The sequence below is a fragment of the Pantoea sp. C2G6 genome (genome assembly GCF_051336815.1).
Classification (GTDB): Bacteria; Pseudomonadota; Gammaproteobacteria; order Enterobacterales; family Enterobacteriaceae; genus Pantoea.
This window is the reverse complement of sequence record NZ_JBGMNJ010000006.1, coordinates 63,571-90,193: the sequence shown is the minus strand read 5'-3', so window position 1 is coordinate 90,193 and position 26,623 is coordinate 63,571. Positions and strand designations below refer to the sequence as shown.

General features: G+C 57.2%; 30 protein-coding genes, 1 other RNA gene and 1 other annotated feature. Of the genes, 18 read left to right on the top strand and 13 right to left on the bottom strand.

The genetic code is table 11. From position 1 onward, the window contains the following. Nucleotides 1-30: 30 nt before the first annotated feature. Nucleotides 31-1,065, bottom strand: coding sequence for a PLP-dependent cysteine synthase family protein (locus ACCW71_RS10325; protein ID WP_436371097.1), 1,035 nt, complete (start codon nucleotides 1,063-1,065; stop codon nucleotides 31-33). Between the two features lie 116 nt (nucleotides 1,066-1,181). On the opposite strand from ACCW71_RS10325, the gene ACCW71_RS10320 reads away from it, so the two are divergent. The 5 genes from ACCW71_RS10320 (at nucleotide 1,182) to amtB (ending at nucleotide 7,121) form a co-directional block, all read left to right on the top strand. Continuing rightward, entirely contained in the window at nucleotides 1,182-1,643 is a 462-nt protein-coding gene (locus ACCW71_RS10320) for an Lrp/AsnC family transcriptional regulator (RefSeq protein WP_436371096.1), read from the top strand. 24 nt (nucleotides 1,644-1,667) lie between these two features. After that, nucleotides 1,668-3,437, top strand: coding sequence for a SmdA family multidrug ABC transporter permease/ATP-binding protein (locus ACCW71_RS10315; protein ID WP_436371095.1), 1,770 nt, complete (start codon nucleotides 1,668-1,670; stop codon nucleotides 3,435-3,437). Then, entirely contained in the window at nucleotides 3,430-5,205 is a 1,776-nt protein-coding gene (locus ACCW71_RS10310) for a SmdB family multidrug efflux ABC transporter permease/ATP-binding protein (RefSeq protein WP_436371094.1), read from the top strand. The genes ACCW71_RS10315 and ACCW71_RS10310 overlap by 8 nt, the downstream gene beginning before the upstream one ends. 257 nt (nucleotides 5,206-5,462) lie before the next feature. Continuing rightward, on the top strand, nucleotides 5,463-5,801 hold the full coding sequence (glnK, locus tag ACCW71_RS10305) for a P-II family nitrogen regulator (protein ID WP_003850469.1): 339 nt from the start codon (nucleotides 5,463-5,465) through the stop codon (nucleotides 5,799-5,801). A gap of 33 nt (nucleotides 5,802-5,834) precedes the next feature. After that, nucleotides 5,835-7,121, top strand: a complete 1,287-nt coding sequence (gene amtB, locus ACCW71_RS10300; protein WP_436371093.1) for an ammonium transporter AmtB — start codon at nucleotides 5,835-5,837, stop codon at nucleotides 7,119-7,121. A gap of 47 nt (nucleotides 7,122-7,168) precedes the next feature. Here the strand turns inward: amtB and tesB are convergent, their stop codons facing one another. Beyond that, nucleotides 7,169-8,032 (bottom strand): acyl-CoA thioesterase II, encoded by an 864-nt coding sequence (tesB, locus tag ACCW71_RS10295; protein ID WP_436371092.1) that lies wholly within the window; start codon nucleotides 8,030-8,032, stop codon nucleotides 7,169-7,171. Between the two features lie 191 nt (nucleotides 8,033-8,223). Between tesB and ACCW71_RS10290 the strand changes: the two genes are divergently transcribed. Further along, nucleotides 8,224-8,781: a YbaY family lipoprotein gene (locus ACCW71_RS10290; RefSeq protein WP_436371091.1), complete on the top strand. Its 558-nt coding sequence runs from the start codon at nucleotides 8,224-8,226 to the stop codon at nucleotides 8,779-8,781. 38 nt (nucleotides 8,782-8,819) lie between these two features. Here the strand turns inward: ACCW71_RS10290 and ACCW71_RS10285 are convergent, their stop codons facing one another. Further along, on the bottom strand, nucleotides 8,820-9,131 hold the full coding sequence (locus tag ACCW71_RS10285; RefSeq protein ID WP_436371090.1) for an MGMT family protein: 312 nt from the start codon (nucleotides 9,129-9,131) through the stop codon (nucleotides 8,820-8,822). Nucleotides 9,132-9,306: 175 nt separating this feature from the next. Between ACCW71_RS10285 and ffs the strand changes: the two genes are divergently transcribed. Continuing rightward, nucleotides 9,307-9,403: signal recognition particle sRNA small type (gene ffs, locus ACCW71_RS10280), an RNA gene on the top strand. A 136-nt stretch (nucleotides 9,404-9,539) separates the two neighbouring features. Here the strand turns inward: ffs and ACCW71_RS10275 are convergent. From ACCW71_RS10275 to ACCW71_RS10265, 3 genes are all read right to left on the bottom strand, one after another. Next, nucleotides 9,540-9,755 (bottom strand): HHA domain-containing protein, encoded by a 216-nt coding sequence (locus ACCW71_RS10275; protein ID WP_111140296.1) that lies wholly within the window; start codon nucleotides 9,753-9,755, stop codon nucleotides 9,540-9,542. 24 nt (nucleotides 9,756-9,779) lie between these two features. Beyond that, nucleotides 9,780-10,157, bottom strand: a complete 378-nt coding sequence (tomB, locus tag ACCW71_RS10270; RefSeq protein ID WP_436371089.1) for an Hha toxicity modulator TomB — start codon at nucleotides 10,155-10,157, stop codon at nucleotides 9,780-9,782. A 147-nt stretch (nucleotides 10,158-10,304) separates the two neighbouring features. After that, nucleotides 10,305-10,658, bottom strand: coding sequence for a hypothetical protein (locus ACCW71_RS10265; protein ID WP_436371088.1), 354 nt, complete (start codon nucleotides 10,656-10,658; stop codon nucleotides 10,305-10,307). Between the two features lie 220 nt (nucleotides 10,659-10,878). Here ACCW71_RS10265 and ACCW71_RS10260 point away from each other — a divergent pair, with 220 nt between their 5' ends. The 4 genes from ACCW71_RS10260 to ACCW71_RS10245 are packed head-to-tail and all read left to right on the top strand — an operon-like array spanning nucleotide 10,879 to nucleotide 13,408. Then, nucleotides 10,879-11,013, top strand: coding sequence for a hypothetical protein (locus tag ACCW71_RS10260; protein WP_436371087.1), 135 nt, complete (start codon nucleotides 10,879-10,881; stop codon nucleotides 11,011-11,013). Beyond that, nucleotides 11,010-11,678 (top strand): metal ABC transporter ATP-binding protein, encoded by a 669-nt coding sequence (locus ACCW71_RS10255; RefSeq protein ID WP_436371086.1) that lies wholly within the window; start codon nucleotides 11,010-11,012, stop codon nucleotides 11,676-11,678. The genes ACCW71_RS10260 and ACCW71_RS10255 overlap by 4 nt, the downstream gene beginning before the upstream one ends. Continuing rightward, complete coding sequence (locus tag ACCW71_RS10250) at nucleotides 11,675-12,514, top strand: metal ABC transporter permease (RefSeq protein ID WP_436371085.1); 840 nt, start codon at nucleotides 11,675-11,677, stop codon at nucleotides 12,512-12,514. The genes ACCW71_RS10255 and ACCW71_RS10250 overlap by 4 nt, the downstream gene beginning before the upstream one ends. 15 nt (nucleotides 12,515-12,529) lie before the next feature. Beyond that, a complete protein-coding gene (locus ACCW71_RS10245) occupies nucleotides 12,530-13,408 on the top strand; it encodes a metal ABC transporter substrate-binding protein (RefSeq protein ID WP_436371084.1) in 879 nt (292 codons plus the stop codon). A gap of 43 nt (nucleotides 13,409-13,451) precedes the next feature. On the opposite strand, the gene ykgO is transcribed toward ACCW71_RS10245, so the two are convergent. From ykgO to ACCW71_RS10225, 4 genes are all read right to left on the bottom strand, one after another. Continuing rightward, on the bottom strand, nucleotides 13,452-13,592 hold the full coding sequence (ykgO, locus tag ACCW71_RS10240; RefSeq protein WP_010255896.1) for a type B 50S ribosomal protein L36: 141 nt from the start codon (nucleotides 13,590-13,592) through the stop codon (nucleotides 13,452-13,454). Nucleotides 13,593-13,603: 11 nt separating this feature from the next. Continuing rightward, a complete protein-coding gene (locus ACCW71_RS10235; RefSeq protein ID WP_436371083.1) occupies nucleotides 13,604-13,858 on the bottom strand; it encodes a type B 50S ribosomal protein L31 in 255 nt (84 codons plus the stop codon). Nucleotides 13,859-14,000: 142 nt separating this feature from the next. Continuing rightward, complete coding sequence (locus ACCW71_RS10230) at nucleotides 14,001-17,159, bottom strand: efflux RND transporter permease subunit (RefSeq protein WP_436371082.1); 3,159 nt, start codon at nucleotides 17,157-17,159, stop codon at nucleotides 14,001-14,003. Between the two features lie 16 nt (nucleotides 17,160-17,175). Then, entirely contained in the window at nucleotides 17,176-18,369 is a 1,194-nt protein-coding gene (locus tag ACCW71_RS10225) for an efflux RND transporter periplasmic adaptor subunit (protein WP_436371081.1), read from the bottom strand. 142 nt (nucleotides 18,370-18,511) lie between these two features. Here ACCW71_RS10225 and acrR point away from each other — a divergent pair, with 142 nt between their 5' ends. After that, nucleotides 18,512-19,150: a multidrug efflux transporter transcriptional repressor AcrR gene (gene acrR, locus ACCW71_RS10220; protein WP_436371080.1), complete on the top strand. Its 639-nt coding sequence runs from the start codon at nucleotides 18,512-18,514 to the stop codon at nucleotides 19,148-19,150. On the opposite strand, the gene rsmS is transcribed toward acrR, so the two are convergent. The 3 genes from rsmS to priC form a co-directional block, all read right to left on the bottom strand. Further along, nucleotides 19,147-19,299 carry a pleiotropic regulatory protein RsmS gene (gene rsmS / locus ACCW71_RS10215; RefSeq protein WP_436371079.1) on the bottom strand — a complete coding sequence of 51 codons (153 nt, stop codon included), beginning with the start codon at nucleotides 19,297-19,299 and terminating at the stop codon, nucleotides 19,147-19,149. The two genes, acrR and rsmS, sit on opposite strands and share 4 nt — an antisense overlap. A gap of 8 nt (nucleotides 19,300-19,307) precedes the next feature. Further along, nucleotides 19,308-19,553, bottom strand: coding sequence for a hypothetical protein (locus ACCW71_RS10210; RefSeq protein ID WP_436371078.1), 246 nt, complete (start codon nucleotides 19,551-19,553; stop codon nucleotides 19,308-19,310). A gap of 62 nt (nucleotides 19,554-19,615) precedes the next feature. Continuing rightward, on the bottom strand, nucleotides 19,616-20,146 hold the full coding sequence (gene priC / locus ACCW71_RS10205; protein ID WP_436371077.1) for a primosomal replication protein PriC: 531 nt from the start codon (nucleotides 20,144-20,146) through the stop codon (nucleotides 19,616-19,618). Between the two features lie 57 nt (nucleotides 20,147-20,203). Here priC and ACCW71_RS10200 point away from each other — a divergent pair, with 57 nt between their 5' ends. The 6 genes from ACCW71_RS10200 to htpG all read left to right on the top strand — a co-directional run bounded on the left by ACCW71_RS10200 (nucleotide 20,204) and on the right by htpG (nucleotide 26,494). Then, entirely contained in the window at nucleotides 20,204-20,593 is a 390-nt protein-coding gene (locus tag ACCW71_RS10200; protein WP_436371076.1) for a DUF454 family protein, read from the top strand. 144 nt (nucleotides 20,594-20,737) lie between these two features. After that, a complete protein-coding gene (apt, locus tag ACCW71_RS10195) occupies nucleotides 20,738-21,289 on the top strand; it encodes an adenine phosphoribosyltransferase (protein WP_436371075.1) in 552 nt (183 codons plus the stop codon). Nucleotides 21,290-21,447: 158 nt separating this feature from the next. After that, entirely contained in the window at nucleotides 21,448-23,529 is a 2,082-nt protein-coding gene (gene dnaX, locus ACCW71_RS10190; protein ID WP_436371074.1) for a DNA polymerase III subunit gamma/tau, read from the top strand. Beyond that, nucleotides 22,871-22,932, top strand: a sequence feature (DnaX frameshifting element). Its footprint overlaps the gene before it by 62 nt. Before the next feature lie 55 nt (nucleotides 23,530-23,584). Continuing rightward, a complete protein-coding gene (locus ACCW71_RS10185; RefSeq protein WP_436371073.1) occupies nucleotides 23,585-23,917 on the top strand; it encodes a YbaB/EbfC family nucleoid-associated protein in 333 nt (110 codons plus the stop codon). Beyond that, nucleotides 23,917-24,522, top strand: coding sequence for a recombination mediator RecR (gene recR / locus ACCW71_RS10180; RefSeq protein WP_436371072.1), 606 nt, complete (start codon nucleotides 23,917-23,919; stop codon nucleotides 24,520-24,522). The genes ACCW71_RS10185 and recR overlap by 1 nt, the downstream gene beginning before the upstream one ends. 97 nt (nucleotides 24,523-24,619) lie before the next feature. Continuing rightward, nucleotides 24,620-26,494, top strand: coding sequence for a molecular chaperone HtpG (gene htpG, locus ACCW71_RS10175; protein ID WP_436371071.1), 1,875 nt, complete (start codon nucleotides 24,620-24,622; stop codon nucleotides 26,492-26,494). Nucleotides 26,495-26,623: the final 129 nt, after the last annotated feature.

The window sequence follows — 26,623 nt, the reverse complement described above, 5'->3', positions numbered from 1 at the left end:
TGCCGTGTACCGGACAGGATGTCCGGTTTTTTACGCCAGTTCGCGCTGCCAGGGCGTAATATCGCCAATATGTTTCGCCACCCACTCCGGCTGATAGTAGCTGTCAGGGTAACGTTCACCGCTGTCGCACAGCAGCGTCACCAGCGCGCCCTGCTGACCGGCCGCCCGCAGGCGTTTCGCCACCTGCATCATGCCCCAGAAATTGGTGCCGGTTGAGGCGCCAGGCTTGCGTCCCAGAATCTTCTCCAGCTTCAGCATGGCGGCCAGCGTCGCGCCATCCGGCACTTTCAGCATTTCATCAATCACGTCCGGCATAAAAGACGGCTCCACCCGCGGGCGGCCAATCCCCTCGATCATGCTGCCACGTTTACTGGTCAGGGTGGCGTCACGCTGCTGCCAGAAGTCGAAAAACACCGAATGCTGCGGATCGACCACCAGCAGTTTCGTTTCCAGCCCCTGATAGCGGATATAGCGGCCCAGCGTGGCCGAGGTGCCGCCGGTCCCGGCGCTCATGATCAGCGTATGGGGGATCGGGAAGGGTTCATGCTGCATCTGACGGAAAATGCTTTCAGCAATATTGTTATTACCGCGCCAGTCGGTGGCACGCTCAGCATAGGTAAACTGATCCATAAAGTGGCCGTTCAGGGCGCGCGCCAGCCGTTCAGATTCGGCATAGAGCTGGCAGGGGTCCTCAACAAAATGGCACTGGCCACCATAAAAGGTGATCTGCTCAATTTTACGCTTCGCGGTGCTGGCCGGCATTACCGCTATAAACGGCAGACCGAGCAGCCGTGCGAAGTAGGCCTCAGAAACGGCGGTACTGCCTGACGAGGCTTCGATAATCGGCGTATTCTCTTTTATCCAGCCGTTGGAGAGGCCATAAAGGAACAGCGAGCGCGCCAGCCGGTGTTTAAGACTGCCACTGGGATGGGTGCTCTCATCTTTCAGGTAGAACCAGATGCCGGGAAAATCCGCCAGATCGAAACGGATCAAATGGGTCTCAGCCGATCGTTGAAAATCAGCGTTAATTTCGTTGATAGCGTGGCGAATCCAGCAGCTGTGCATTTCAGGTGTCCGGCAGAAAGAATTACGACTATTTTATGGCACGTGCAGGAAAAAGAGATTGCAAAATTACCGCTAAAATCGCGTCGATGGAGAAAAAGATTCTCTCGGAGTGCCATATGCTAGATAAAACTGACCTTAAACTGCTGGCCCTGCTACAGCGTGACTGCACGCTGTCGCTTCAGGCGCTGGCTGACGCGGTCAATCTCACCACCACGCCCTGCTGGAAGCGCCTGAAAAAGCTGGAAGATGATGGCATTATTCGCGCGCGGGTGGCGCTGCTGGATGGGGAAAAGATTGGGTTATCCCTGACGGCGTTTATGTTTGTCAAAACCCAGCAGCACAGCAGCGACTGGTATCAGGCGTTTGTCGCGGTGGTGAACAGCATGCCGGAAGTCATGGCCTTTTACCGGATGGCAGGCGAGTATGATTACCTGCTGCGGATTCAGGTGGCCGATATGAAAAGTTACGATGCGTTCTACAAGCGCCTGGTAACGGGTGTGCCAGGCCTGATTGATGTCACATCCAGCTTCGCCATGGAAGAAATTAAGTACACCACGGCTTTACCTGTCGCCCCCTGAGGGCAAGAGATTGAGAACAGCGTTGTGCGATTATTCAGTCAATTAAGTTGGTATTTTCTGCGAGAGTGGCGGCGCTATCTGGGTGCGGTCACGTTACTGATCGTGATTGCGATTCTGCAACTGCTGCCGCCGCATGTGGTGGGCATCATTGTTGATGGCGTCACCAAAAACAGCATGAGCACCAGCCGCGTCATGATGTGGATCGGCATTATGCTGGCGACCGCGGTGGTGGTCTATCTGCTGCGTTATGTCTGGCGCGTACTGCTGTTTGGTGCCTCTTACCAGCTGGCGATTGAGCTGCGCGAAGATTTTTATCGTCAGCTGAGCCGTCAGCAGCCCGCGTTTTATCTGCGTCACCGCACCGGCGATCTGATTGCGCGCGCCACTAACGACGTGGATCGGGTGGTTTTCGCCGCCGGGGAGGGGGTGCTGACGCTGGTCGACTCGCTGGTGATGGGCTGCGTGGTGCTGCTGGTGATGAGCACCCAGATCAGCTGGCAACTGACGCTGCTGTCGCTGGTGCCGATGCCGGTTATGGCGATAGTCATCCATCGCTACGGCAATCAGCTGCACCAGCGCTTTAAGCTGGCGCAGGCGGCGTTCTCCAGTCTCAACGATCAGACCCAGGAGAGCCTGACCAGCATCCGCATGATCAAATCTTTTGGCCTTGAGCAGCATCAGTCGCGGCAGTTCAGCGACATCGCCCGCGATACCGGTGAAAAAAACCTGCGGGTGGCGCGGGTCGATGCCCGTTTCGATCCCACCATCTATATCGCGATTGGTTTCTCGAACCTGCTGGCGATCGGCGGCGGCAGCTGGCTGGTGTGGCATGAGCAGATGACGCTGGGACAGCTCACCAGCTTTGTGATGTATCTCGGCCTGATGATCTGGCCGATGCTGGCACTGGCGTGGATGTTTAACATCGTGGAGCGCGGCAGCGCGGCCTGGAGCCGCATCCAGGCGCTGCTGGCGGAAGCGCCAGCCGTCGAGGATGGCGAGAAGTCGCTGCCACCGGAGCCGGGCACGCTCCAGGTGGCGATTCGCGCGTTTCACTATCCGGCCAGCGCCGCGCCGGTGTTAAGTGATGTCAGCTTTCAGCTCAGGCCCGGCCAGATGCTGGGGCTGTGTGGCCCGACCGGCAGCGGCAAAAGCACGCTGCTGAGCCTGATCCAGCGCCATTTTGATATTCAGCAGGGCGATATTCGCTATCACCAGATCCCGCTGCCGCAGCTGCGGCTTGATAGCTGGCGCAGCCGCCTGGCGGTGGTCAGCCAGACGCCATTTCTCTTCTCCGACAGCGTGGCGAACAATATCGCGCTGGGAAAACCAGGTGCCAGCCAGCAGGAGATTGAGCGCGCGGCCACGCTGGCCTGCGTCCATGATGACATTCTGCGTCTGCCGCAGGGCTATGAAACCGAGGTCGGCGAGCGCGGCGTGATGCTGTCGGGCGGCCAGAAGCAGCGTCTTTCGATTGCCCGCGCGCTGCTGCTGAACGCCGAAATCCTGATTCTCGACGACGCTCTTTCGGCGGTGGATGGCCGCACCGAGCATGAAATTCTGCATAACCTGCGCATCTGGGGGCAGGGACGAACCCTGATTATCAGCGCCCATCGTCTGTCGGCGCTGACCGAGGCGAGTGAAATCCTGGTGCTGCAACAGGGCAGCATTGCCCAGCGCGGCGATCACGACAGCCTGGCGGAGCAGGCGGGCTGGTATCGGGAGATGTATCGCTACCAGCAGCTGGAAGCGGCCCTGGATGAAGATGAAAATGAGAAAGGAGTGCCGCATGGCTAAGTCTGCCCGCTTGTGGCCCACCCTGAAGCGCCTGCTGAGCTACGGCAAGCCGTGGCGTAAATCCCTGTCGCTGGCGGTGGGGATGTTGTGGATCGCCGCCGCCGCCGAAGTGACCGGACCGGTGCTGGTCAGCTACTTTATTGACAACCTGGTGGCGAAACATCAGATGCCCTGGGGCGTGGTCGCCGGGCTGGTGGTGAGTTTTATCCTGCTGCAACTGCTGGCCGCCGCGCTGCACTACTGGCAGGCGCTGCTGTTTAACCGCGCCGCGATTGGCGTGGTGCAGCAGTTACGCAGTGATGTGATGAACGCGGCGCTCTGTCAGCCGCTGAGCGCTTTTGACACCCAGCCGGTGGGTCAGATTATCTCGCGCGTGACCAACGACACCGAAGTGATCCGCGATCTCTACGTGACGGTGGTCTCCACCGTGCTGCGCAGCGCGGCGCTGGTGGGGGCCATGATGGTGGCGATGTTCAGCCTCGACTGGCGGATGGCGCTGGTGGCGATGATGATCTTCCCGCTGGTGCTGGTGGTGATGCTGATTTATCAGCGCTACAGCACCCCCATCGCCCGTCGGGTCCGCAGCTATCTGGCGGACATCAACAACGGCTTCAACGAAGTGATCAGCGGCATGAGCGTGATCCAGCAGTTTCGTCAGCAGGCGCGCTTTGGTGAGCGCATGGGCGAGGCGAGCCGTTCTCACTATCTGGCGCGCATGGAGACGCTGCGGCTGGACGGCTTTCTGCTGCGCCCGCTGCTGAGCCTGTTTTCAGCGATGGTGCTGTGTGGACTGCTGATCCTGTTCAGTTTCTCGGTGCCGGGCGTGTTTGAGATCGGAGTGCTCTATGCCTTTATTACCTATCTGGGTCGGCTGAACGAGCCGCTGATTGAGCTGACGACTCAGCAGTCGATGTTGCAGCAGGCGGTGGTCTCCGGTGAACGCATCTTTGAACTGATGGATGCCGCACAGCAGCAGTATGGCGACGATCAGCAGCCGCTGGCGTCGGGCCGGATCACCCTGGATAACCTGAGTTTCGCCTACCGCGAAAACCGGGATGTGCTGAGTGAGATCAACCTTGAGGTCGCGCCGCGCGAATTTGTGGCGCTGGTCGGCCATACCGGCAGTGGCAAAAGTACCCTGGCTAACCTGCTGATGGGCTACTACCCGGTGACGCGCGGCGAGATTCGCATTGATGACCGTCCGATCAGTGAACTGAGTCATGCCGTACTGCGGCGTGGCATCGCCATGGTGCAGCAGGACCCGGTGGTGCTGGCCGACACGCTGCTGGCCAACGTCCGGCTGGGGCGCGACATCAGCGAAGAGGCGGTCTGGACGGTACTGGAGCAGGTACAGCTGGCGCCGCTGGCGCACGCGCTGCCAGAGGGCATTCACACCCGGCTGGGTGAGCAGGGCAATAATCTGTCGGTCGGGCAGAAGCAGCTGCTGGCGCTGGCGCGGGTACTGGTTGATCTGCCGCAGATTCTGATCCTCGATGAGGCGACGGCCAACATCGACTCCGGGACCGAGCAGGCGATCCAGCAGACGCTCAACACCCTGCGTCAGCACAGCACGCTGGTGGTGATTGCTCACCGTCTCTCCACCATCATCGACGCCGATAAGATCCTGGTGCTGCATCGCGGCCGGGTTGTCGAGCAGGGCACTCACCAGCAGCTGCTGGCGATGCAGGGCCGCTACTGGCAGATGTATCAGTTGCAGCAGGCGGGCGATGAACTGGCGATGGGCGCGGCGTTAACCACCCAGGCCTGAGCTGCACCTTTTTTGCGCAACATTATCAGACTAATCTGTCCCGATGCACTCCTTTGACGCCTTCAGCACCAAAGGAGTGCAGACCTCTGCGGCGATCAATTCGCTGCCCTCTCCATCGTTTCTACGCTTCCTGACTTTTCCCTTGCCGCGCCTCGGCTGAGTCACTGATTAACGCCGGTTTTTATATCTGGCACAGGCTTTGCTTATATCCCTGCGTGCAGGTCAACGTGACCTGGTTATTTGCTGGAGGGGATCCAATGAAGCTGGTTACCGTCGTAATTAAGCCATTCAAGCTGGAGGATGTGCGTGAAGCCTTGTCCTCTATCGGCATTCAGGGGCTGACCGTCTCCGAAGTGAAAGGGTTCGGCCGTCAGAAAGGCCACGCGGAGCTTTACCGTGGTGCGGAGTACAGCGTGAACTTTCTGCCAAAGGTCAAAATTGACATCGCTATCGCGGACGATCAGTTAGATGAAGTGGTGGATGTAATCAGCAAAGCGGCCTACACCGGCAAAATTGGCGACGGTAAGATTTTCGTGGCTGAACTACAGCGCGTTATTCGTATTCGTACCGGCGAGACCGACGAAGCGGCTCTGTAATCAAGACTCAGTACTGTGATGGGATGGAATAAAATGAATAAAATTTTCACTAAGCTCGGCCTCACCAGCCTGGCGCTGTTACCCTCACTCGCGATGGCTGCGCCTGCCGTTGCGGACAAGGCTGATAACGCATTTATGATGATTTGCACCGCGCTGGTGCTGTTTATGTCAATTCCAGGCATTGCGCTGTTTTACGGCGGTTTGATTCGCGGCAAAAACGTATTATCGATGCTCACTCAGGTGGCGGTCACCTTCTCTCTGGTCTGCGTGCTGTGGATGGTCTACGGCTATTCACTGGCGTTCAGTGAAGGTAACGCCTTCTTTGGCGGATTTGGCTGGGCGATGTTGAAAAACATTCAGCTGACCGCGGTGATGGGCAGCTTCTACCAGTATATCCATGTGGCGTTCCAGGCTTCCTTTGCCTGCATCACGGTGGGCCTGATTGTCGGCGCTATCGCGGAACGTATCCGTTTCTCTGCGGTACTGATTTTTGTCGGTGTCTGGCTGACGCTGGCTTACCTGCCGATTGCGCATATGGTCTGGGCGGGCGGTTTCCTGGCACAGGATGGCGCGCTGGACTTTGCTGGCGGTACTGTGGTGCACATTAACGCCGCGGTGGCCGGTCTGGTTGGCGCTTACCTGGTGGGCAAACGTGCAGGCTTCGGCAAAGAAGCGTTTAAACCGCACAACCTGCCGATGGTCTTTACCGGGACGGCGATTCTCTATGTCGGCTGGTTTGGTTTCAACGCCGGTTCCGCCTCTGCGGCGAACGAAATCGCGGCGCTGGCTTTCCTCAACACCGTGGTGGCGACCGCTGGCGCGGTACTCTCATGGACCTTCGGTGAATGGGCGGTGCGCGGCAAACCTTCGCTGCTGGGTGCCTGTTCCGGTTTCATTGCTGGTCTGGTGGCGATTACCCCAGCCTGTGGTTATGTCGGTGTCGGCGGGGCGTTAATCATTGGTCTGGTTGGCGGTCTGGCAGGGCTGTGGGGCGTCACGACGCTGAAAAAATGGCTGCGCGTGGACGATCCCTGTGATGTCTTCGGCGTGCATGGCGTGTGCGGCATCGTCGGCTGTATCCTGACCGGCGTCTTTGCCTCCTCTTCACTGGGCGGCGTGGGCTACGCAGAGGGCGTCACCATGGGCCATCAGGTGTGGGTGCAGCTGTTCAGCGTCGGCCTCACCATCGTCTGGTCAGGCGTGGTCGCCTTTATCGGCTTCAAGCTGGCCGATCTGATTGTCGGCCTGCGGGTGCCGGAAGAGCATGAGCGTGAAGGTCTGGACGTCAACAGCCACGGCGAGAACGCTTACAACCAGTAATCTGCGACAGTGACAGGATGAATCGGGGCGAGCTATCGCCCCTTTTTTTATTCGCTGCGCTGACGCATCACCCCTTCCTGCACCGTCGAGGCGACCAGCACACCCTGCTGAGTATAAAACTCACCCCGGACAAATCCCCGCGCGCCCGATGCCGACGTACTCACCACGCTGTAGAGCAGCCACTGGCTGAAGTCGAACGGCCGGTGGAACCACATCGAGTGATCGATGGTGGCGACCTGCATATCCGCTTCTAAAAAGCCTTTGCCGTGCGGTTGCAGCGCCACCGGCAGGAAATTGAGATCGGAGGCGTAGCCGAGCAGGTATTGATGGATGCGTAAGTCGTCGGGTAACGGGCCTGTGGCGCGGATCCAGACCTGGCGCTCAGGTTTATCCACGTGGCCTTTGAGCGGATTGTGGATCTGCACCGGCCGGATCTCCAGCGGGCGCTCAGCAATAAACTTCTCGCGTAACTTTTCAGGCAGCAGGTGCGCCATCTTCTGCGCCATCGCCTGTTCCGAGATCAGCTTTTCAGGCCCGGAGACCTGCGGCATCGGGTTCTGATGTTCAAATCCGCTCTCCGGCGACTGAAACGAGGCGGTCATATAGAAAATTGGCTGACCGTTCTGAATCGCGCTGACCCGGCGCGCACTGAAACTTTTGCCGTCGCGCAGGGTTTCCACATCATAAATGATCGCTTTCTGACTATCCCCTGGCCGCAGGAAGTAGCTGTGAAAGGAGTGAATAGTGCGATCGGCTGGCACCGTCTGCTTGGCCGCATAGAGCGCCTGACCCACCACCTGGCCGCCAAACACCTGGCGCAGGCCCAGATCTTCGCTTTGACCACGGTATAAACCCTCTTCCAGTTTTTCCAGATTCAATAAATTCAGCAGATTTTGCAGTGCCTGACTCATGGCGCGTTCCTCAAGATAGTGACACCGCTCAGTGTGAAAGATCCGACCAGTTAACGTCAATCAGACTTTCCGCATCATCCGTGCCAGGCAAAATTTCGTTTTTGTGCCAACATTAAGGACATACGGCGAGTGAAGCGCTGTACGCAGGATTCGCTGCCGACAATCATTTTGATCAAATGGAGACGACATCAATGAAACTCTGGCATGTGTTCAGTGGGGTAGTTATGGCGGTTGCTGTTGCAGGATGCGCCGATAAAAGTAAACCGGTGCCAACGCCGACCCTGGGGTCTGCGGTGGCAGGACAGCAGGCGGCGATTGCGCAGCCTAACGTCAGCGGCTCCGTCTTTATCCGCCAGCGCATTGCGCTGCCACCGGATGCGGTGCTGACCGTGACGCTCTCTGACGCCTCAATGGCTAACGCACCCTCTAAGGTGCTGTCACAGCGCGTAGTGCGTACCGAAGGCAAACAGGCACCGTTCCAGTTCGTGCTGCCATTTAACCCAGCCGACATTCAGCCGGGCGCACGTATTCTGTTAAGCGCAGCTATCTCTATTGATGGCAAACTGGCGTTTGTTACAGAGAACGTGAAGCCGGTGATTAACCAGGGCGGCACCAAAGCGGAGCTGCTGCTGGTACCGGTACCGTCGATGGCGATGCCGACCCAGCCAGGTGCTGCAACCACCGTACCCTCGACCTCACCGACTCAGGTGACGCCGTCTGCGGCCGTTCCCGCACCGACTCAGATGTAATCCTCTCGCGGGGCGGCTTTGTCGCCCCGTTTTCCGCCTCAGAACCGCCAGCGATACTTCGCCAGATCGAGCTGACCCTCATCGCTCACCTCAATCCCTTCCGCCTCCAGTGCATCGCGCTGCCGTAACAGGCTATCGCCCTGAAGCGAGATATGACCATGCCGATTCACCACCCGATGCCAGGGCAGGGTGCTGTCCGGCGGCAGGCGGCTCAGCACGCCACCTACCTGACGTGCCGCGCGCGGAGAGCCGGCCAGTTGGGCCACATCCCCATAGGTCGCGACGCAGCCCTGAGGGATAGCGGCAACAATTTGCCAGATGCGTTGCTGGAAAGTGTCAGCAGGTTCCATGTACTTATTCCATCAGGAAAAACGGCATAAACTTTAGCATGAGCGACAGGCTGGCGAAGTGAAAAGTGGGGGGTTGTTCAAGAAACCAACGTTCGTCCCGACTGCGCTTGCAATTGCCCCTACCTTCCCCGATAATGCCCCCGCTCTCGTAAAGAGGGCTTGTCAATGGGGGCCCTGTTGGTTCTCCCGCAACACTAGCTTGTGAACTCGGTCAGATCCGGAAGGAAGCAGCCGTAGCAGGTGACGTGTGTGCCGGGATGTAGCTGGCAGGGCCCCCACCACTTTCCCCCGCAGCATATTTCCTTCCTCAGATTACAGACAGGCTAAACCCGCCTGGGCCGATCCTTTGCCGGCAGGCGAGAGTATCTGGTGCTAAAAGGTCATGCAATCAGGCAGAGAGCAAAAGAATTAACGAACAAATTTCCACACAGAACCTGGGACTTTATCGTAAAGTTTGTTCATCGTCAGTTCCGCCAGACGATGATCGGCCGCTGAGTAAAATATCGCTAACTCATCTTCCGGTAATTCATACTTATTTTTCTCTATGACTCTTTCAAGGGTATCGAGTGAGCGGCAGCGCCGCAGTCGCATCAGATAATCCGTTTTAGTCAGGGTTTTGTTCATAAATAAACCGTTCTCACGTCAGTACTATAATGAATGGCTCGGTTGCTGGAGAAAAGCGCACTCTTCAGTGAACAGGTTAAATAAGCGTTTAGCTGAACGTTGCCATCTTTGAAGATCCGGGCTGTTGATACCGTAGTTACTGAACAACATAAAAGTATCATCAAGATATTCATCGATTTGCGAAATCAGCGCTTCATCTTCAACGTGCTTAATTTTGTAATTCATGGTGAAAGATGCAATGTGCTCGATCAAATCATTAAGCTGTAAATTGCTTTCAGAAGTGGGATCATTAACCCAGCCGTGATGGCTATCCGTTAATGTTGCCATGCTCTCGTCAAACAGACTCTCACACAGGTATTTAAGCTGGGCAATATCATGCCGTTTCGGTGAGTATTCGTCCATCTTTTTCCCCTCCATAGCTAGCACAGTTGCCGCAGGGCGGCGATATAGGATAAAGCGGCCAGGAAGCGATTTTTCGGGCTGTTATTAAACGGGACAGTTTAAAGATAGTGTAAAACCATTAGTTCTGCTCACCTCCATTACTAAATATTACAATTCATCGGCGGGTGAGGGGAGCTGATTGTCGATCAGATCAAACTCAAGCGCACCGGGCGTAATGCGAAAATTGACCTGCTCCGACTGGGTAACTGTTTCATTTAAGTCGAGGCAAGGACTAAATAAATTCCAGTCAAAATCGTAAAGTAAATTAAAACTATTCGGTCCGTGTTTTTTAACTGAAACAATTTTTAAACTGCCTGGCACTAACCGGGCATCCTGGGAATACCAGCGTAAATCTCCAGCCAGCAGATCTGATATTTTGAGAATATTCCGCTGAACAATCTCTGCTATTTTTGCGCTATCAGATTCGTCTGGTGCAATATCGCACTCAATGCGTAACAGCATAACTGATCCAGTAAAAACCGTTTATAAACCTATCATTGGTTTTCTGCGGGCTATTTGCAAGTCAGCGGCACACAAAATTGTCGATTTCTGAAATTGGCTGGCTGTGATGAAACCCGCTCTCCCCTGATGCTGAACGGCGGACGGCGACCTGACGGCTGCCGCTGTTTATCTTTTGATACAAAATCATCACGTCAACCCGCCGTCCCGTAGGGTAGAGTAATTGTTATGTTATAACGTATTGGGTTGGGTGATGGTTCAGAGTGGATTACTTATGTCGCTGGGCGGACGGCTGCTGGTGGCGATGTTCTTTATTGTGCTGCTCGCTGTCGCGACAGGATGGGGGATCAGCGCATGATCCTCTTTAACGAACTTCGTGCCGGCTACCAGCATCAGCCAGTCACGCCGGCCATTACCGGTCAGCTGGCAGCGGGCAGCATGACGGCGCTGGTCGGGGCCAATGGCAGCGGCAAGTCAACGCTGTTAAAAACCATAGCCGGTCTGTTACCGCCGGTCGCGGGCCGCTGCGAGTTACAGGTTGCGCGGCGGGATATAGGCTGGATGCCACAGCGAACCGAGCTGGAAACCCGTTTTCCACTGACAGTTTTTGAGCTGGTTTCCATCGGCTGCTGGCCACGCTGTGGCTGGTTCGGCGCTATTACGCGCAGCGACCGTCAGGCGATCTGGCAGGCGCTGGAGGCGGTGCAGATGAGCGACTACGCCACCGCTCAGCCCGTCACCCTCTCCGGGGGACAGCTGCAACGTGTGCTGTTTGCCCGGCTGATGATGCAGCGCAGCCGCCTCTGGCTGCTGGATGAACCCTTTAACGGTATCGACAGCCAGACGGTCACCTTACTGATGTCGATCCTCGAACAGCAGCAGCGGGCGGGCACCACGCTACTGGTGGTGCTGCACGATCAACCGCTGGTCGCCCGCTATTTCAATGATGTTCTTTCACTCGATGAAGGCGGCTTCCGCGCCCGTTCCACAGCGCGTTGCTCTCGGCGGAGAGCCGCGCTATGACCCTGCTTCAGCCTTTTATTGAGTTTGGTTTTATGCGGCGTGCGCTGGTGGCCTGCTTTGCGCTGGCAGTCAGCGCCACGCCCCTCGGCGTTTTTCTGTCGCTGCGCCGGATGAGCCTGATTGGTGATGCGCTATCACATGCGGTGCTGCCCGGTGCCGCTATCGGCTATCTGATCTCCGGGTTGTCACTGGTGGCGATGGGGATTGGCGGCCTGATCGCCGGTCTGGCGGTCGCGCTGCTGTCGGGCGCGGTGAGCCGCTTTACGCCGTTAAAGGAGGATGCCAGCTTTGCTGGGTTCTATCTGGGCTCGCTGGCGCTGGGAGTGACGCTGGTTTCGTTACGCGGTTCAAGCGTCGATCTGCTGCATGTCCTGTTTGGCTCGCTGCTGGCGGTGGATAACGCCGCGCTGTTGCTGGTGGGCGGGATTGCGGCTTTTACCCTGATCCTGCTGACGATCCTCTATCGTCCGCTGGTGATAGACGCCTTTGACAGTGATTTCCTGCGGGCGCAGGGCAGGTGGAGTGCGCCGCTGGTGCATGGCCTGTTCCTGATGCTGGTGGTGCTCAATCTGGTGGCGGGCTTTCAGGTGCTGGGCACGCTGATGTCGGTAGGGTTAATGATGTTACCGGCCGCCAGCGCCCGCTTCTGGAGCCGTCATCTGGCCGCGATGCTGGCTATCGCTATTTTTATGGCGGTGATCTCTGCGCTGGCCGGTCTGATGCTCTCCTGGCACTTTTCGCTGCCAGCCGGGCCTGCCGTGGTGCTGAGCGCCGCCATGCTGTTCTTTCTTTCCATTCTGACAGGGCCGTGCGGCGGTATTCTGCGCCGCCATTAAACGTAAGGGGATTCTATGAAAAAATTACCGGTTAGCCTGGCGCTCGCTGCGCTCTTTGCCACACCTTTCGCCATGGCAAAAACGGTGGATGTGGTGGCCAGCTTTACCGTGCTGGCGGACATTGTTAAACAGGTCGGCGGCGACCATGTGAAAGTGAAAAGCCTGGTGGGGCCGAATGGCGATCCCCATACCTTTGAACCGACGCCGCAGGATAGCCAGGCGCTGGCGAAGGCCGATCTGGTGTTTGTCAGCGGGCTGGGACTGGAGGGGTGGATGGATCGGCTGGTAAGCGCCTCGGGCTATCGGGGTCAGCCGGTGGTGGCGTCCACCGGGGTCACGACACGCAGTATGGAAGAGGAGGGGAAAACTGTCACCGATCCCCACGCCTGGAACAGCATGCAGAATGGCGTGATCTACGCCACCAACGTAATGAATGCGCTGGTCAGGGCTGACCCGGAAGACGCCCCGGCGATCCGTCAGCAGGGGGAGAATTATATTCAGCAGTTGCAGGCGCTGGATCGCTGGGCCAAAACCGCCTTTGACGGCGTGCCGGCAGAGCAGCGCAAAGTGCTGACCAGCCATGATGCGTTCGGCTACTTTGGTCAGCGCTATGGCGTCACCTTCCTGGCACCGGTCGGCTTCTCTACGGAAGCGGAAGCGAGCGCCAGTTACGTCGGTAGCCTGATTACACAGTTAAAACAGCAGCATATCAGCCGCTACTTTATTGAGAACCAGACCGACCCGCGGCTGGTGAAACAGATTGCCAGCGCGACCGGTGCGCAGCCAGGCGGTGAACTCTATCCCGAAGCGTTATCAACCGCTTCCGGCCCGGCAGCGACTTATCAGGCGGCGTTTAAACATAACGTGAATGCGATGCTGAAGAGCATGCGTTAAGCATAAAAAAGGCCGGGCAAGCCCGGCCAGCGATCACGACACACTACCTTTTCTTCTTTCTTCCCTGCACCGCTTTAAAGCGGGGATTCGACTTACAGATTACGTAAATCCGCCCTTTCCGACGTACTACCTTACAATCCCGATGACGATTTTTTGCTGAACGCAGCGAGCTTAATACCTGCATGATGGCTTCCCTTATTTATGACCCAGAAAGCGTCCGAAACGCTGATTAAAGCGCGCGGTGCTGCCCTCTTTAGCAAAATCTTTCTGTTTACCGGTGTAGAAGACGTGTGAAGCTGAAGAGACATCCAGCGTCACGTAAGGCAGTGTTTCCCCCTGAAACTCAACGGTGCGATCGGTTTTGATGGTCGAGCCGATTCTGAACCAGACATCCGCTGAGGTATCGTGAAAGACCACCGGGCGATAGTGAGGATGAATATTCGCTTTCATTAATGTCACCTATGTAATGTTATAATATAACATTATTATGCGCTGCACCGTGGCGGATTGCAACTACCGGGAAAGCAGGGAAGGGAGGAGAAAATCGCAGAGATAAAAAAGGCCGCTTGCGCGGCCTTTCAGGTTTCAGAGCTTAGTGAGTCTGGTCAGACTCAACCGGATGAGTGTTGCCCGGTTCCTCTTTGTTCTTCTTACCGAAGCGGCGGCGCACCACCACAAAGAACACCGGCACAAAGAAGATCGCAAAGATGGTGGCGGTAACCATACCCCCGACCACGCCAGTACCGATGGCGTTCTGCGAACCGGAACCGGCACCGGTACTGATCGCCAGCGGCAGCACCCCAAGGATGAACGCCAGTGAGGTCATCAGGATAGGACGCAGACGCATACGGCAGGCTTCCAGCGTCGCTTCAAACAGCCCTTTGCCCTCTTTCTCCATCAAATCTTTAGCAAATTCGACGATCAGAATGGCGTTCTTCGCCGAGAGGCCAATGGTGGTCAGTAACCCCACGACAAAGTAGACGTCGTTGCTCAGGCCACGCAGCGTGGTGAAGATCAGCGCACCAATGACCCCCAGCGGCACCACCAGCATCACCGAGAACGGAATCGACCAGCTCTCATACAGGGCGGCGAGACACAGGAAGACCACAATCAGCGAGATGGCGTAGAGCGCCGGAGCCTGGTTGCCTGACAGACGTTCCTGATAGGACATCCCGGTCCAGTCATAACCGATACCGGCTGGCAGTTTCGCCGCCAGCTGCTCCATCAGGTCCATCGCGGCACCCGAACTCTTACCTGGCGCAGCCTGTCCCAGAATTTCCATCGCCGGCAGACCGTTGTAACGCTCCAGACGCGGTGAACCATACTGCCACTTCGCCGATGAGAAGGCGGAGAAGGGGACCATCGTACCGCTGCTGTTGCGCACGTACCACTTACCAATATCGTCCGGCAGCATACGGGAATCCGCTTTACCCATAACGTAAACTTTCTTCACACGACCGCGGTCGATAAAGTCGTTGACGTAGGAGCCACCCCAGGACGCGGCCAGCGTGGTGTTAATATCGCTTAATGAGACGCCCAGCGCCTGCGCTTTCTCCTGGTCGATCATCAGCTTGTACTGCGGAGTATCTTCCAGACCGTTGGGGCGAACGCCAACCAGCGTATCGGGATGCTGGGCGATCATGCCAAACAGCTGATTACGCGCTTCAGTCAGCTTCTCATGACCCAGGTTGTTCTGATCGATCAGCTCAAAGTCGAAACCGGTGGCGTTACCCAGTTCGATAATCGCGGGCAGGTTGAATGGAATAACCATCGCATCTTTGATCGCGCCCAGCGCCTGCATGGCACGGCCAGCGATCGCCGGTACTTTCATGTCGCTGCTGGTACGCTCATCCCAGGGTTTGAGACTGACGAAGGCGATACCGGTGTTCTGTCCGCGACCGGCAAAGCCGAAGCCGTTAACGGTAAAGACAGATTTGACCGAGTCCTTTTCCTTTGTCAGGAAGTAGTCGGTCACCTGATCCAGCACTTTCTGGGTACGTTCCTGGGTTGCGCCGGCAGGCAGCTGCGCCTGAGCCAGCAGCAGACCCTGATCCTCTTCCGGTAAGAACGAGGTAGGCAGACGCATAAACAGAAACGCCATGCCGACCACGATCACCAGGTAGATCACCATATAGCGGCCGGTGCTGCGAATGATGTGGCCAACACTATCCACATAGTGGTTGGTGCTCTTCTCGAAGATACGGTTGAACCAGCCGAAGAAACCGGTGGTTTTGCCGTGATCGCCTTTCTTCACCGGCTTCAGCATGGTGGCGCAGAGCGCGGGCGTCAGGATAAACGCGGTCAGTACCGACAGCGCCATTGCCGAAACGATCGTGATGGAGAACTGACGATAAATTACGCCGGTGGAGCCACCAAAGAACGCCATCGGGATAAAGACCGCGGCCAGTACCAGCGCGATACCGACCAGTGCGCCCTGAATCTGCTCCATTGAACGTTTGGTCGCTTCTTTTGGCGGCAGTCCCTCTTCCACCATCACACGCTCAACGTTCTCCACCACCACGATGGCGTCATCCACCAGCAGGCCGATGGCCAGCACCATGGCGAACATCGTCAGGGTGTTTATCGAGTAACCAAAGGCGCTGATCACCGCGAAGGTACCCAGCAGCACCACCGGTACGGCGATGGTCGGGATCAGGGTGGCGCGGAAGTTCTGAAGGAACAGATACATCACCAGGAACACCAGCACGATCGCTTCGACCAGGGTTTTCACCACTTCGAAAATCGAGATCTTAACGAAAGGCGTGGTGTCATAGGGATAAACCACTTTCATGCCGGCAGGGAAGGTAGACTGCATTTTAGCCAGTTCTGCTTTCACCGCGTTGGCGGTATCCAGCGCATTCGCACCGGTGGCCAGCTTAATCCCGATACCGGAAGCGGGCTTGCCATTGTAGCGGGCAATGATGTCGTAGTTTTCCGCACCCAGCTCAATTCTGGCGACGTCACGCAGACGAACCTGCGAACCATCTTCATTAACTTTGAGCAGGATTTTGCCGAACTCTTCAGTCGAGGTCAGACGGGTCTGCGCAATGATCGAGGCGTTAAGCTGCTGTCCCGGCACCGGCGGAGTCCCGCCTAACTGACCGGCGGCCACCTGGGCGTTCTGGGTGTTCAGCGCGCTGATTACATCGACCGGGGTCAGGTTGTAGTTGTTCAGCTTATGCGGGTCCATCCAGATACGCATCGCGTACTGCGCACCAAACACCTGGGTATCACCGACGCCGGTGGTACGACTCAGCGGATCTTTGATTTTGGACGAGATGTAGTCAGAAATATCGTTCTGATCCATGCTGCCATCATCGCTGATAAAACCCGCCACCATCAGGAAGCTGCTGGAGGATTTCTTAACCTGAATACCCTGTTGCTGGACTTCCTGCGGCAGCAGCGGCGTGGCCAGTTGCAGTTTGTTCTGCACCTGAACCTGCGCAATATCGGGATCGGTGCCTGACTCAAAGGAGATGGTCAGGGTCAGTGAACCCGATGAGTCACTGCTCGAGGACATATACATCAGTCCGTCGATGCCGTTCATGTTCTGCTCAATGACCTGGGTCACCGAGTCCTGGAGGGTTTTTGCATCCGCACCTGGATAGGTGGCCTGAATCTCAATCGCCGGCGGCGCAACATTGGGATATTGCTCGATCGGAAGTTTGAGAATCGACAGCGCACCGACCAGCATCATAATGATGGCGAGCACCCACGCAAAGATGGGGCGATCGATAAAGAACTTAGCCATGAATCAACGGCTCCTGTTATGACGATGACTTGTCAGACTGCGGCTTTGAATCGGGTGCTGCTTTAGCATCGTCTGAGACTTCCTGTGGGGTGACCTGCGCGCCCGGCTTGGCACGTTGCAGACCGGTGCTGATGACACGTTCGCCCGCTTTCACACCGTCCGTCACTAACCACTTGTCGCCAATCGCCTGCGCAGCGTTCACGGTGCGTGCTTCCACTTTGTTATCTGCACCCACCACCATTACCGTGGCCTGGCCGGTCGCGGTACGGGTCACCGCCTGTTGCGGCACCAGCAGCGCATTGGGGTTGGTGCCTTCATCCAGACGTGCCCGCACAAACATACCTGGTAACAGGGTATGGTTCGGGTTAGGGATAATGGCACGCAGGGTGATCGAGCCAGTGGTCTCATCAACGGTGACGTCAGAGAACTCCAGGGTGCCAGGCTGCGCATAGCTGCTGCCATCCTGCATCAGCAGCGTCACTTTGGCTTTGCCATCGGTCTGCTTCAGCTTGCCGGACTCCAGCTCTGAACGTAAGCGCATAAAATCGTCGCTCGACTGGGTCACATCAACATACATCGGGTCAAGCTGCTGCACGGTCGCCAGCGCGGTGGTCTGACCGCTCTGAACCAGCGCCCCTTCGGTCACTGAAGATTTGCCGATACGACCGCTGATAGGTGAGGTGACTTTGGTGTAGGCGAGATTAATACGGGCAGACTCAACGTTGGCCCTGGCGACCTGGACCGCCGCGTCATTTTGCGCGGCGGTGGCGACGGCGGTGTCATAATCCTGCTGACTGATATATTTGGTACCAAGCAGAGGCTTGTAGCGCTTCACGGTCAGCTGAGCAATGCGGGCATTCGCCTGCGCCTGCACCAGATCGCCTTTGGCGCTGTCATAGGCGGCCTGATAGGTCGCAGGATCGATCTGATAAAGCGACTGGCCCGCCTGAATATCGCTGCCTTCGACAAAGTTGCGTTTCAGGATAATACCGGAAACCTGAGGACGCACTTCCGCCACGCGATAGGCAGAAGTACGGCCAGGCAATTCAGTGGAGATTTTCAGGGGTTCGGTTTTCAGGGTGACGACACCCACTTCTGGCGGTTGCTGGGCGGCCTGTTCGGATTTATTGTTGTCACATCCTGTTAACAAAAAGCTGCCTGATAGCATCAGGACGGCCGCCAGAGGCGATAATCCTCTGATTTTATTCATAAATAAACCTCTAGTGTCCGATATCAATTGGTCAATGGATCACAAACCGAAAAACCCATTGCTGTCTCTGGTCGCAGGTCATGCTATCGTACATACATTCACAAATGTATGTAAACTTACCTGACTGTAAAAAAAGCCCCCTATGGCACGAAAAACCAAAGCGCAAGCACTTGAAACACGGCATCAAATTCTTGATGCCGCTGTTACGCTGTTTTCACAGCAGGGCGTTTCTGCCACTTCTCTGGCGGATATTGCTACAGCGGCCAGCGTCACGCGAGGAGCCATCTACTGGCACTTTAAAAATAAAGCCGATTTATTACATGAAATCTGGCTTCGCTGTGATGCCGGGCTGGATGACGTGGAACTTGAGTATCAGGCAAAATACCCCGGCGATCCACTCTCTGTGTTGCGGGCGATGCTGGTCTATATCTTTGAAGCCACAGCAAAGGACCCACAGCGCCGCGCTCTGATGGAGATCATTTTCCATAAGTGCGAATTTGTTGGCGAAATGTCGGCGCTGAAGAATATTCAGCAGAGTTTACTGCTGGAGTGCTACGACAAGATAGAAGAGGTTCTGCGCCAGTGTATTGAAGCGGAACAACTTCCAGGCAGCCTGAGCACCCGTCAGGCCGCACTCATCCTGCGCGGTTACGTTAACGGCATGATGGAAAGCTGGCTGTTTGCGCCAGACAGTTTTGATTTAGCCGCTGACGCACCGACGCTGGTGAATGCCGTCATCGATATGCTGCGTCTCAGCCCGACGCTGGTCGCCCGCCATTAAGCCGGATGGCGATCGCGCTTGTTTTCAAAATCCCGCTGCACCATTGCCAGCGCGGAAAGCACCGTCTCCACCGGCAGTTCATGCTCTTCCAGTAACTGAATTAAATCCACCGCCAGCTTAACGTCGTCAGGGGCATTTTCCAGGGACATTGTTCCTCCTATATACGCAGTCTGGTCGCAACCAGCAGCATCAGTAGTGAACCCACCAGCGCCAGCGCCAGCGCACCCGGATGCAGCGTGGCCAGGCTCCCCAGCTCAAAATAGCTGGCGATATAGCCGCCAATCAGCGCGCCGATCATCGACAGGGTCAGGGTGGCGATAAACCCGCCAGGGCGTCCGGGTATCAGCAGACGCTTAAGCAAGCCCGACAGTAATCCGCATAGCAGCCAGGTTATTAAACCCATTGTTGTTCTCCGCGCAGAATCACTTCCCGTCCAGTATAGAAGCGCTTTTGTCACGCTGCGCTTTATTCGTCGTGCGGATGACCACGCAGCGACGTGGCCCACTCAACGGCGCGAATCGCTTGCCGACAGCGGGCCAGTCGCCCCTCTAACGTCTCCAGATCCTGCTTCAGCTGCTGCTGCATTGCCAGGGTTTCAGCGCTTGCCATGCGTAACTCGCGCTGATCGATCATCGCCAGCAGGCGACGTTCAAACTCGCGATACTCCTGATATTTGGTGGCCTGAGGCGGCGTCAGCGGCTGCTCGCGGCGGATGCGCAGCTGCTGTGTGCTGGCTTCGCGTTGCAGGGCGGCAATCTGGTCCACCAGATGTTCGGCCAGCCAGGCGCTGCGGGCCAGATCCTGCGAGCGGTCGCACAACCGGGCGAAATTCTGCTCCACCTCCAGCAGATAATCGGCGAGGCGCGTGCCTTTAGTGCGGAACAGCTGGCTGTCGAAACGCGGCAGACGGCAATAGCCGTCGGGGTGGCGGGCAATATCCTGACGCAACGCAGCCAGACAGTGTTGCAGGCGCTGTTGCACGGCGCTGAGGCTCATAAGGAGAGGCTCAACTGTGCTAACGTAAAGGGACGAGGAAAGAGCTGGGCGATATTCATGCAACGCATTCTGTTATTAACCCTTGGCTGGCTGGCGATTGTGCTGGGGACGCTGGGTATTGTATTACCTTTATTACCGACCACGCCATTCATGCTGCTGGCCGCCTGGTGTTTCGCCCGTTCATCGCCGCGTTTCCATCACTGGCTGCTGTGGAAATCGCCGTTTGGTCACTACCTGCGTCACTGGCAGCGTCATCGCGCCATGCCGCCGGGCGCGAAAGTGCGCGCGGTCTGCCTGATTGTGGCGACCTTCAGCCTCTCGCTGTTTCTGGTTCATCTGCTCTGGCTACGGATTATGCTGCTGATCCTGCTCGCCGCGCTACTGCTCTTTATGTGGCGCATTCCGGTGGTGGCAGAAACAGCGGATGCGCCGCCGCCGCCGCGATAAAGTTGCATTTAGCCGGTCATTTGCTTAGATTTGGGCCTCTTCGTGCGTGGCTTCCCTTTGTGAATCGACTTCCGCTGAGCCTTTTACCAGGTATTAGCGCTTTTGAAGCTGCGCAAAACAGAATTTTTTACCAGGCGTATTATTATGACCGACACTGCGCAGCAGCTTGAATTGATTAAAAACAGTATCAAAAGCATTCCCGATTATCCGAAGCCCGGCATCCTGTTCCGCGATGTCACCAGCCTGCTGGAAGATCCTCACGCCTATGCCGCGTCGATTGCGCTGCTGGTGGAGCGCTATCGTAATAAAGGCATCACCAAAGTGGTGGGCACTGAAGCGCGCGGCTTCCTGTTTGGCGCGCCCGTGGCGCTGGGCCTGGGCGTCGGTTTTGTGCCGGTGCGTAAGCCGGGTAAACTGCCGCGTGAAACCTACAGCGAAACCTATGAGCTGGAGTACGGCACCGATCAGCTGGAACTGCACAAAGATGCGATCCAGCCAGGCGATCTGGTGCTGGTGGTGGACGATCTGCTGGCAACCGGTGGCACCATTGAAGCCACGGTGAAGCTGATTCGCCGCGCGGGGGGTGAAGTCCGCGATGCCGCTTTCATTATTAATCTGTTCGATCTGACCGGCGAAACCCGTCTCAACGCCCTTGGGGTTGAGAGCTACAGCCTGGTCAATTTCCCCGGCCACTAAGCCACTTAATTCGGTCTTGCCGCGCGGCGAGACCGTCTCGCCTGCTGGTTCAAGATAACAAGTGCCAGGCAAAAGCGTAGCTGGTAGACTACTGCAATCTTATACAGGGGTTGCAGAGCGTCTGCGCTCACCTTTCCATCCAACTTCGTCGAATCCACATGAGCTATCAGGTACTTGCGCGAAAATGGCGTCCCCAGGCTTTTGCTGATGTTGTCGGTCAGGAACATGTTCTGACGGCGCTGGCGAACGGATTGTCTCTGGGACGTATCCATCATGCTTATCTCTTCTCCGGCACCCGCGGCGTAGGGAAAACCACCATTGCGCGTCTGCTGGCCAAAGGCCTTAACTGCGAGACCGGCATCACCGCCACGCCCTGTGGTCACTGTGATAACTGCCGTGAAATTGAGCAGGGCCGTTTTGTTGATCTGATTGAGATCGATGCCGCCTCGCGGACCAAAGTTGAAGACACCCGCGATCTGCTCGATAACGTGCAGTACGCACCGGCGCGCGGCCGCTTCAAAGTCTATCTGATTGATGAAGTGCACATGCTGTCGCGTCACAGCTTCAACGCGCTGTTAAAGACGCTGGAAGAGCCGCCTTCACACGTTAAATTCCTGCTGGCAACCACCGATCCGCAGAAGCTGCCGGTGACGATCCTCTCGCGCTGTCTGCAATTTCATCTTAAAGCGCTGGATGTCGATCAGATACGTCAGCAGCTTGCGCATGTGTTGCAGCAGGAACAGATTGAGAGTGAAACCCGGGCGCTGCAACTGCTGGCGCGTGCCGCCGACGGCAGTATGCGTGACGCGCTGAGCCTGACCGACCAGGCGATAGCCATGGGGCAGGGTGCCGTCACCAGCAGCACGGTCAGCACCATGCTCGGTACGCTGGATGATGAGCAGCCGCTGGGTCTGCTGGAAGCGCTGGTGGAGGGCGATGGCCAGCAGCTGATGAACCTGCTGAGTCAGGCCGCCTCACGCGGCGTCGAGTGGGAAGCGCTGCTGGTTGAAATGTTGCGGCTGCTGCATCAGATTGCGATGGTGCAGTTGCTGCCCACCTCTCTCAACGATGATGAGGAGAGTCACGCGCTGCGGCTGCGTGAACTGGCGCGCGTGGTGCCGCCCACCGATCTGCAACTCTACTATCAGACCCTGCTGATGGGGCGCAAAGATCTGCCGATTGCGCCCGATCGCCGGATGGGGGTCGAAATGACCCTGCTGCGCGCGCTGGCGTTTCATCCTAAAGCCGCGGTGGCTGAACCCGTTGCGCGTCCAGCTTTGACCCAGCAGATGTCGCCGGTCACGCCAGCTGAGACGGTGCCATCGGCCGCACCGCAGCCGGCAACCTCTTCTCCGTCCGCCGCGCAGCATCATCGTTCAGCGCCTGCCCGCGCGCAGACGCAGCAGCCGATGGCCGCTCAGGCCGCGGTGCCTGAGCAGACGCAGCAGCAGGTTGCCGCGCAGCCACAGATGGCGGCTCCCGACCCTGCGCCGCAGGCTCCGCCGCCCGTCGGGGCGGCTCCTGACAACGCCTTATCCAGTTCCACCAGTCAGCTCCTTCAGGCGCGCACCCAGTTGTTGCGTCAGGGAGCGAACAAACCAAAAAAGAGTGAGCCGGCGGCGCCAGGGGCGCGGCCGGCCAACTCCGCGCTGGAGCGGCTGGCCTCCGTCACCGAGCGCAGTCAGCAGCGTATCCGCGATCGTGAACCTGCCGCGCCGGTAAAAGAGGAGGCCTATCGCTGGAAAGCGGTGAATCAGCCGGTTGAGGTGGCCGAGCCGGTGGCGACACCAAAGGCCTTGCGTTCTGCGCTGGAGCATGAGAAAACCCCTGAGCTGGCGGCGCGTCTGGCCGAAGAGGCTCAGCAGCGCGATCCGTGGGCCGCCGAGATTGCCACGCTGCCGCTGCCGAAGCTGGTGCAGCAGCTGGCGTTAAACGCCTGGAAAGAGACCACGGAAAGCGGCGTCTGTCTGCATCTGCGCAGCAGCCAGCGTCACCTGAATTCCGCCTCGGCACAGCAGGTGTTAAGCGACGCGCTCAGTCAGGCGGCCGGGCAGAGAGTTGAACTCTCGGTAGTTGAAGACGATAATTCATCGGTGTTGACGCCACTGGAGTGGCGTCAGGCCATTTACGAAGAGAAGCTGGCGCAGGCGCGTCAGTCGATCACCAGTGATACCCACATCCAGACGCTACAGCGCTTTTTTGATGCCGATCTGGATGAAGAGAGTATCCGACCTGTTTGAACACGCTGCTGCTATCGTCACGATAGCGTTGTAGCCTCAGCTGAGAGAGAAAACTATGTTTGGTGGTAAAGGCGGATTGGGCAACCTGATGAAACAGGCCCAGCAGATGCAGGAAAAAATGGCCAAAGTTCAGGAAGAGATTGCCGCGATTGAAGTGACCGGTGAATCAGGCGCTGGCCTGGTGAAAGTCACCATTAATGGCGCACATAACTGCCGCCGCGTGGAAGTCGATCCCAGCCTGCTGGAAGATGACAAAGATATGCTGGAAGATCTGATCGCCGCGGCGTTCAACGATGCGGCGCGTCGCATTGATGAAACCCAGAAAGAGAAGATGGCGTCGGTCTCTTCCGGTATGCAGCTGCCACCAGGCTTTAAGATGCCGTTCTGATGCAGACCAGCCCACTGCTAGAATCATTGATGGAGTCGCTGCGCTGTCTGCCCGGCGTGGGGCCGAAGTCGGCGCAGCGCATGGCGTTTCAGCTATTGCAGCGCGATCGCAGCGGCGGTATGCGGCTGGCGCAGGCGCTGACGCGGGCGATGTCGGAGATTGGTCACTGTGCCGATTGCCGCACCTTCACCGAGCAGGAGATCTGTACTATCTGCGCCAATCCACGCCGTCAGCAGAATGGGCTGATCTGTGTGGTGGAGACCCCGGCGGATATTCATGCCATTGAGCAGACGGGCCAGTTTGGCGGTCGTTACTTCGTCCTGATGGGCCATCTCTCACCGCTTGACGGTATCGGCCCGGCGGATATTGGTCTGGATCGTCTGGAGCAGCGGCTGGCGAATGAGACGCTGCAAGAGGTGATCCTCGCCACCAATCCCACGGTGGAAGGTGAGGCGACCGCTAACTATATCGCCGAACTCTGTGGTCAGTATGGCGTCGACGCCAGTCGTATCGCCCACGGCGTACCGGTCGGGGGCGAGCTGGAGATGGTCGATGGCACCACGCTCTCCCACTCGCTGGCGGGCCGCCAGAAGTTTAAATTTTAATCACTTGCCGGTGTTGTGACAGACACCGGCTTGAAAATCTTCCCGTCATCCCCACATCAACCTCAACGTTTGTTCAACCTGTTTTGTTGAGGTAGCAATGACCATGAAAGGACAAGAGACCCGTGGCTTTCAGTCGGAAGTAAAACAACTTCTGCACCTGATGATCCATTCTCTCTATTCAAACAAAGAGATTTTCCTGCGTGAGCTGATTTCCAACGCCTCGGATGCGGCTGATAAACTGCGCTTCCGTGCCTTGTCAGATTCCAGCCTGTATGAAGGGGATGGCGAGCTGCGCGTCCGTCTCTCTGTTGACAAGGACAACCGTACCCTGACGCTGAGCGACAACGGTATCGGTATGCGTCGCGATGAGGTCATTGAAAACCTCGGGACTATCGCCAAATCGGGCACCAAATCTTTCCTGGAGTCGCTGGGTTCCGATCAGGCCAAAGACAGCCAGCTGATCGGTCAGTTCGGCGTCGGCTTCTACTCCGCCTTTATCGTGGCGGATAAAGTCACGGTCCGCACCCGTGCGGCCGGTGCTGCCGCGGATGAGGGTGTCTTCTGGGAGTCAGCGGGCGAGGGCGAATATACCCTGGCGGAGATTGAAAAGGCCGATCGCGGCACCGAGATCACTCTGCATCTGCGTGAAGGCGAAGATGAGTTCCTCGACGCCTGGCGCGTTCGCAACATCATCAGCAAATATTCTGACCATATCGCGCTGCCGGTTGAGATCGAAACCAAAGATGAAGAGGGTGAGGGCACGCACTGGGAGAAGATCAACAAAGCTCAGGCGCTCTGGACCCGCAACAAATCTGAGATCAGCGACGAAGAGTACAACGAATTCTACAAGCATATCGCCCATGATTTCAGCGATCCGGTCGCCTGGAGTCACAACCGGGTGGAAGGTAAGCAGGAGTACACCAGCCTGCTCTACATTCCGGCGCGCGCGCCTTTCGATATGTGGAACCGCGATCACAAGCATGGCCTGAAACTCTACGTGCAGCGCGTCTTTATCATGGATGACGCTGAGCAGTTCATGCCGAACTATCTGCGCTTTGTGCGCGGTCTGATCGACTCCAACGATCTGCCGCTCAACGTCTCCCGTGAGATTTTGCAGGATAGCCGCGTCACCCAGACCCTGCGTGGTGCGCTGACCAAACGTACCCTGCAAATGCTGGAAAAACTGGCGAAAGATGACAGCGAAAAATACCAGACCTTCTGGAAAGAGTTCGGCCTGGTGCTGAAAGAGGGTCCGGCGGAAGATCACGCCAATCAGGAAGCGATCGCTAAGCTGCTGCGCTTCGCCACCACCCAGAGCGAGGGCGCGGCGCAGACCATTTCGCTGGAAGATTACGTCAGCCGCATGGTGGAAGGTCAGGAGAAGATTTACTACATCACCGCCGACAGCTATGCCGCTGCCAAGAGCAGCCCGCACCTGGAGCTGTTCCGCAAAAAAGGTATCGAGGTACTGCTGCTCTCCGATCGCATTGACGAATGGATGATGAGCTACCTGACCGAGTTTGATGGTAAAGCGTTCCAGTCGGTGAGCAAAGCGGATGAGTCGCTGAGCAAACTGGCGGATGAAGAGACGGAAGAGCAGAAAGAAGCGGAAAAAGCGCTGGAGCCGTTTGTTGAGCGGGTGAAAAATCTGCTGGGCGAGCGGGTGAAAGAGGTGCGTCTGACCCATCGTCTGACCGATACCCCGGCAATTGTCACCACCGACGCCAACGAGATGACCACCCAGATGGCGAAGCTGTTTGCGGCGGCCGGACAGGAAGTGCCGGAAGTGAAGTACCTGTTTGAAATCAACCCGGATCATCCGCTGGTGAAGCGCGTGGCGGATACCCAGGATGAGTCACGCTTTGGCGAGTGGATCGAACTGCTGCTCGATCAGGCGCTGCTGGCCGAGCGCGGCACGCTGGACGATCCTAACCAGTTTATCCGTCGCATGAATCAGCTGCTGACCGCATAACAGCAACTGGCCGGTGATTTCACCGGCCTGAGGTAGTGGGTATAGCGCGGGCCATGGGTGTCCCGCCACAGGCTGCCAGCGCGTGGCGTTTGAAAATAGTCTGAAGCCGGTGAATCTCACCGGCTTTTT

What these genes read in the sequence shown, in the direction of transcription:
- ACCW71_RS10325 (WP_436371097.1), bottom strand. Translation starts at nt 1,065, where the DNA reads ATGCACAGCTGCTGGATTCGCCACGCTATCAACGAAATTAACGCTGAT.
- ACCW71_RS10320 (WP_436371096.1), top strand. Translation starts at nt 1,182, where the DNA reads ATGCTAGATAAAACTGACCTTAAACTGCTGGCCCTGCTACAGCGTGAC.
- ACCW71_RS10310 (WP_436371094.1), top strand. Translation starts at nt 3,430, where the DNA reads ATGGCTAAGTCTGCCCGCTTGTGGCCCACCCTGAAGCGCCTGCTGAGC.
- glnK (WP_003850469.1), top strand. Translation starts at nt 5,463, where the DNA reads ATGAAGCTGGTTACCGTCGTAATTAAGCCATTCAAGCTGGAGGATGTG.
- amtB (WP_436371093.1), top strand. Translation starts at nt 5,835, where the DNA reads ATGAATAAAATTTTCACTAAGCTCGGCCTCACCAGCCTGGCGCTGTTA.
- tesB (WP_436371092.1), bottom strand. Translation starts at nt 8,032, where the DNA reads ATGAGTCAGGCACTGCAAAATCTGCTGAATTTATTGAATCTGGAAAAA.
- ACCW71_RS10290 (WP_436371091.1), top strand. Translation starts at nt 8,224, where the DNA reads ATGAAACTCTGGCATGTGTTCAGTGGGGTAGTTATGGCGGTTGCTGTT.
- ACCW71_RS10285 (WP_436371090.1), bottom strand. Translation starts at nt 9,131, where the DNA reads ATGGAACCTGCTGACACTTTCCAGCAACGCATCTGGCAAATTGTTGCC.
- ACCW71_RS10275 (WP_111140296.1), bottom strand. Translation starts at nt 9,755, where the DNA reads ATGAACAAAACCCTGACTAAAACGGATTATCTGATGCGACTGCGGCGC.
- tomB (WP_436371089.1), bottom strand. Translation starts at nt 10,157, where the DNA reads ATGGACGAATACTCACCGAAACGGCATGATATTGCCCAGCTTAAATAC.
- ACCW71_RS10265 (WP_436371088.1), bottom strand. Translation starts at nt 10,658, where the DNA reads ATGCTGTTACGCATTGAGTGCGATATTGCACCAGACGAATCTGATAGC.
- ACCW71_RS10255 (WP_436371086.1), top strand. Translation starts at nt 11,010, where the DNA reads ATGATCCTCTTTAACGAACTTCGTGCCGGCTACCAGCATCAGCCAGTC.
- ACCW71_RS10250 (WP_436371085.1), top strand. Translation starts at nt 11,675, where the DNA reads ATGACCCTGCTTCAGCCTTTTATTGAGTTTGGTTTTATGCGGCGTGCG.
- ACCW71_RS10245 (WP_436371084.1), top strand. Translation starts at nt 12,530, where the DNA reads ATGAAAAAATTACCGGTTAGCCTGGCGCTCGCTGCGCTCTTTGCCACA.
- ykgO (WP_010255896.1), bottom strand. Translation starts at nt 13,592, where the DNA reads ATGCAGGTATTAAGCTCGCTGCGTTCAGCAAAAAATCGTCATCGGGAT.
- ACCW71_RS10235 (WP_436371083.1), bottom strand. Translation starts at nt 13,858, where the DNA reads ATGAAAGCGAATATTCATCCTCACTATCGCCCGGTGGTCTTTCACGAT.
- ACCW71_RS10230 (WP_436371082.1), bottom strand. Translation starts at nt 17,159, where the DNA reads ATGGCTAAGTTCTTTATCGATCGCCCCATCTTTGCGTGGGTGCTCGCC.
- ACCW71_RS10225 (WP_436371081.1), bottom strand. Translation starts at nt 18,369, where the DNA reads ATGAATAAAATCAGAGGATTATCGCCTCTGGCGGCCGTCCTGATGCTA.
- acrR (WP_436371080.1), top strand. Translation starts at nt 18,512, where the DNA reads ATGGCACGAAAAACCAAAGCGCAAGCACTTGAAACACGGCATCAAATT.
- rsmS (WP_436371079.1), bottom strand. Translation starts at nt 19,299, where the DNA reads ATGTCCCTGGAAAATGCCCCTGACGACGTTAAGCTGGCGGTGGATTTA.
- ACCW71_RS10210 (WP_436371078.1), bottom strand. Translation starts at nt 19,553, where the DNA reads ATGGGTTTAATAACCTGGCTGCTATGCGGATTACTGTCGGGCTTGCTT.
- priC (WP_436371077.1), bottom strand. Translation starts at nt 20,146, where the DNA reads ATGAGCCTCAGCGCCGTGCAACAGCGCCTGCAACACTGTCTGGCTGCG.
- ACCW71_RS10200 (WP_436371076.1), top strand. Translation starts at nt 20,204, where the DNA reads ATGCAACGCATTCTGTTATTAACCCTTGGCTGGCTGGCGATTGTGCTG.
- apt (WP_436371075.1), top strand. Translation starts at nt 20,738, where the DNA reads ATGACCGACACTGCGCAGCAGCTTGAATTGATTAAAAACAGTATCAAA.
- dnaX (WP_436371074.1), top strand. Translation starts at nt 21,448, where the DNA reads ATGAGCTATCAGGTACTTGCGCGAAAATGGCGTCCCCAGGCTTTTGCT.
- ACCW71_RS10185 (WP_436371073.1), top strand. Translation starts at nt 23,585, where the DNA reads ATGTTTGGTGGTAAAGGCGGATTGGGCAACCTGATGAAACAGGCCCAG.
- recR (WP_436371072.1), top strand. Translation starts at nt 23,917, where the DNA reads ATGCAGACCAGCCCACTGCTAGAATCATTGATGGAGTCGCTGCGCTGT.
- htpG (WP_436371071.1), top strand. Translation starts at nt 24,620, where the DNA reads ATGACCATGAAAGGACAAGAGACCCGTGGCTTTCAGTCGGAAGTAAAA.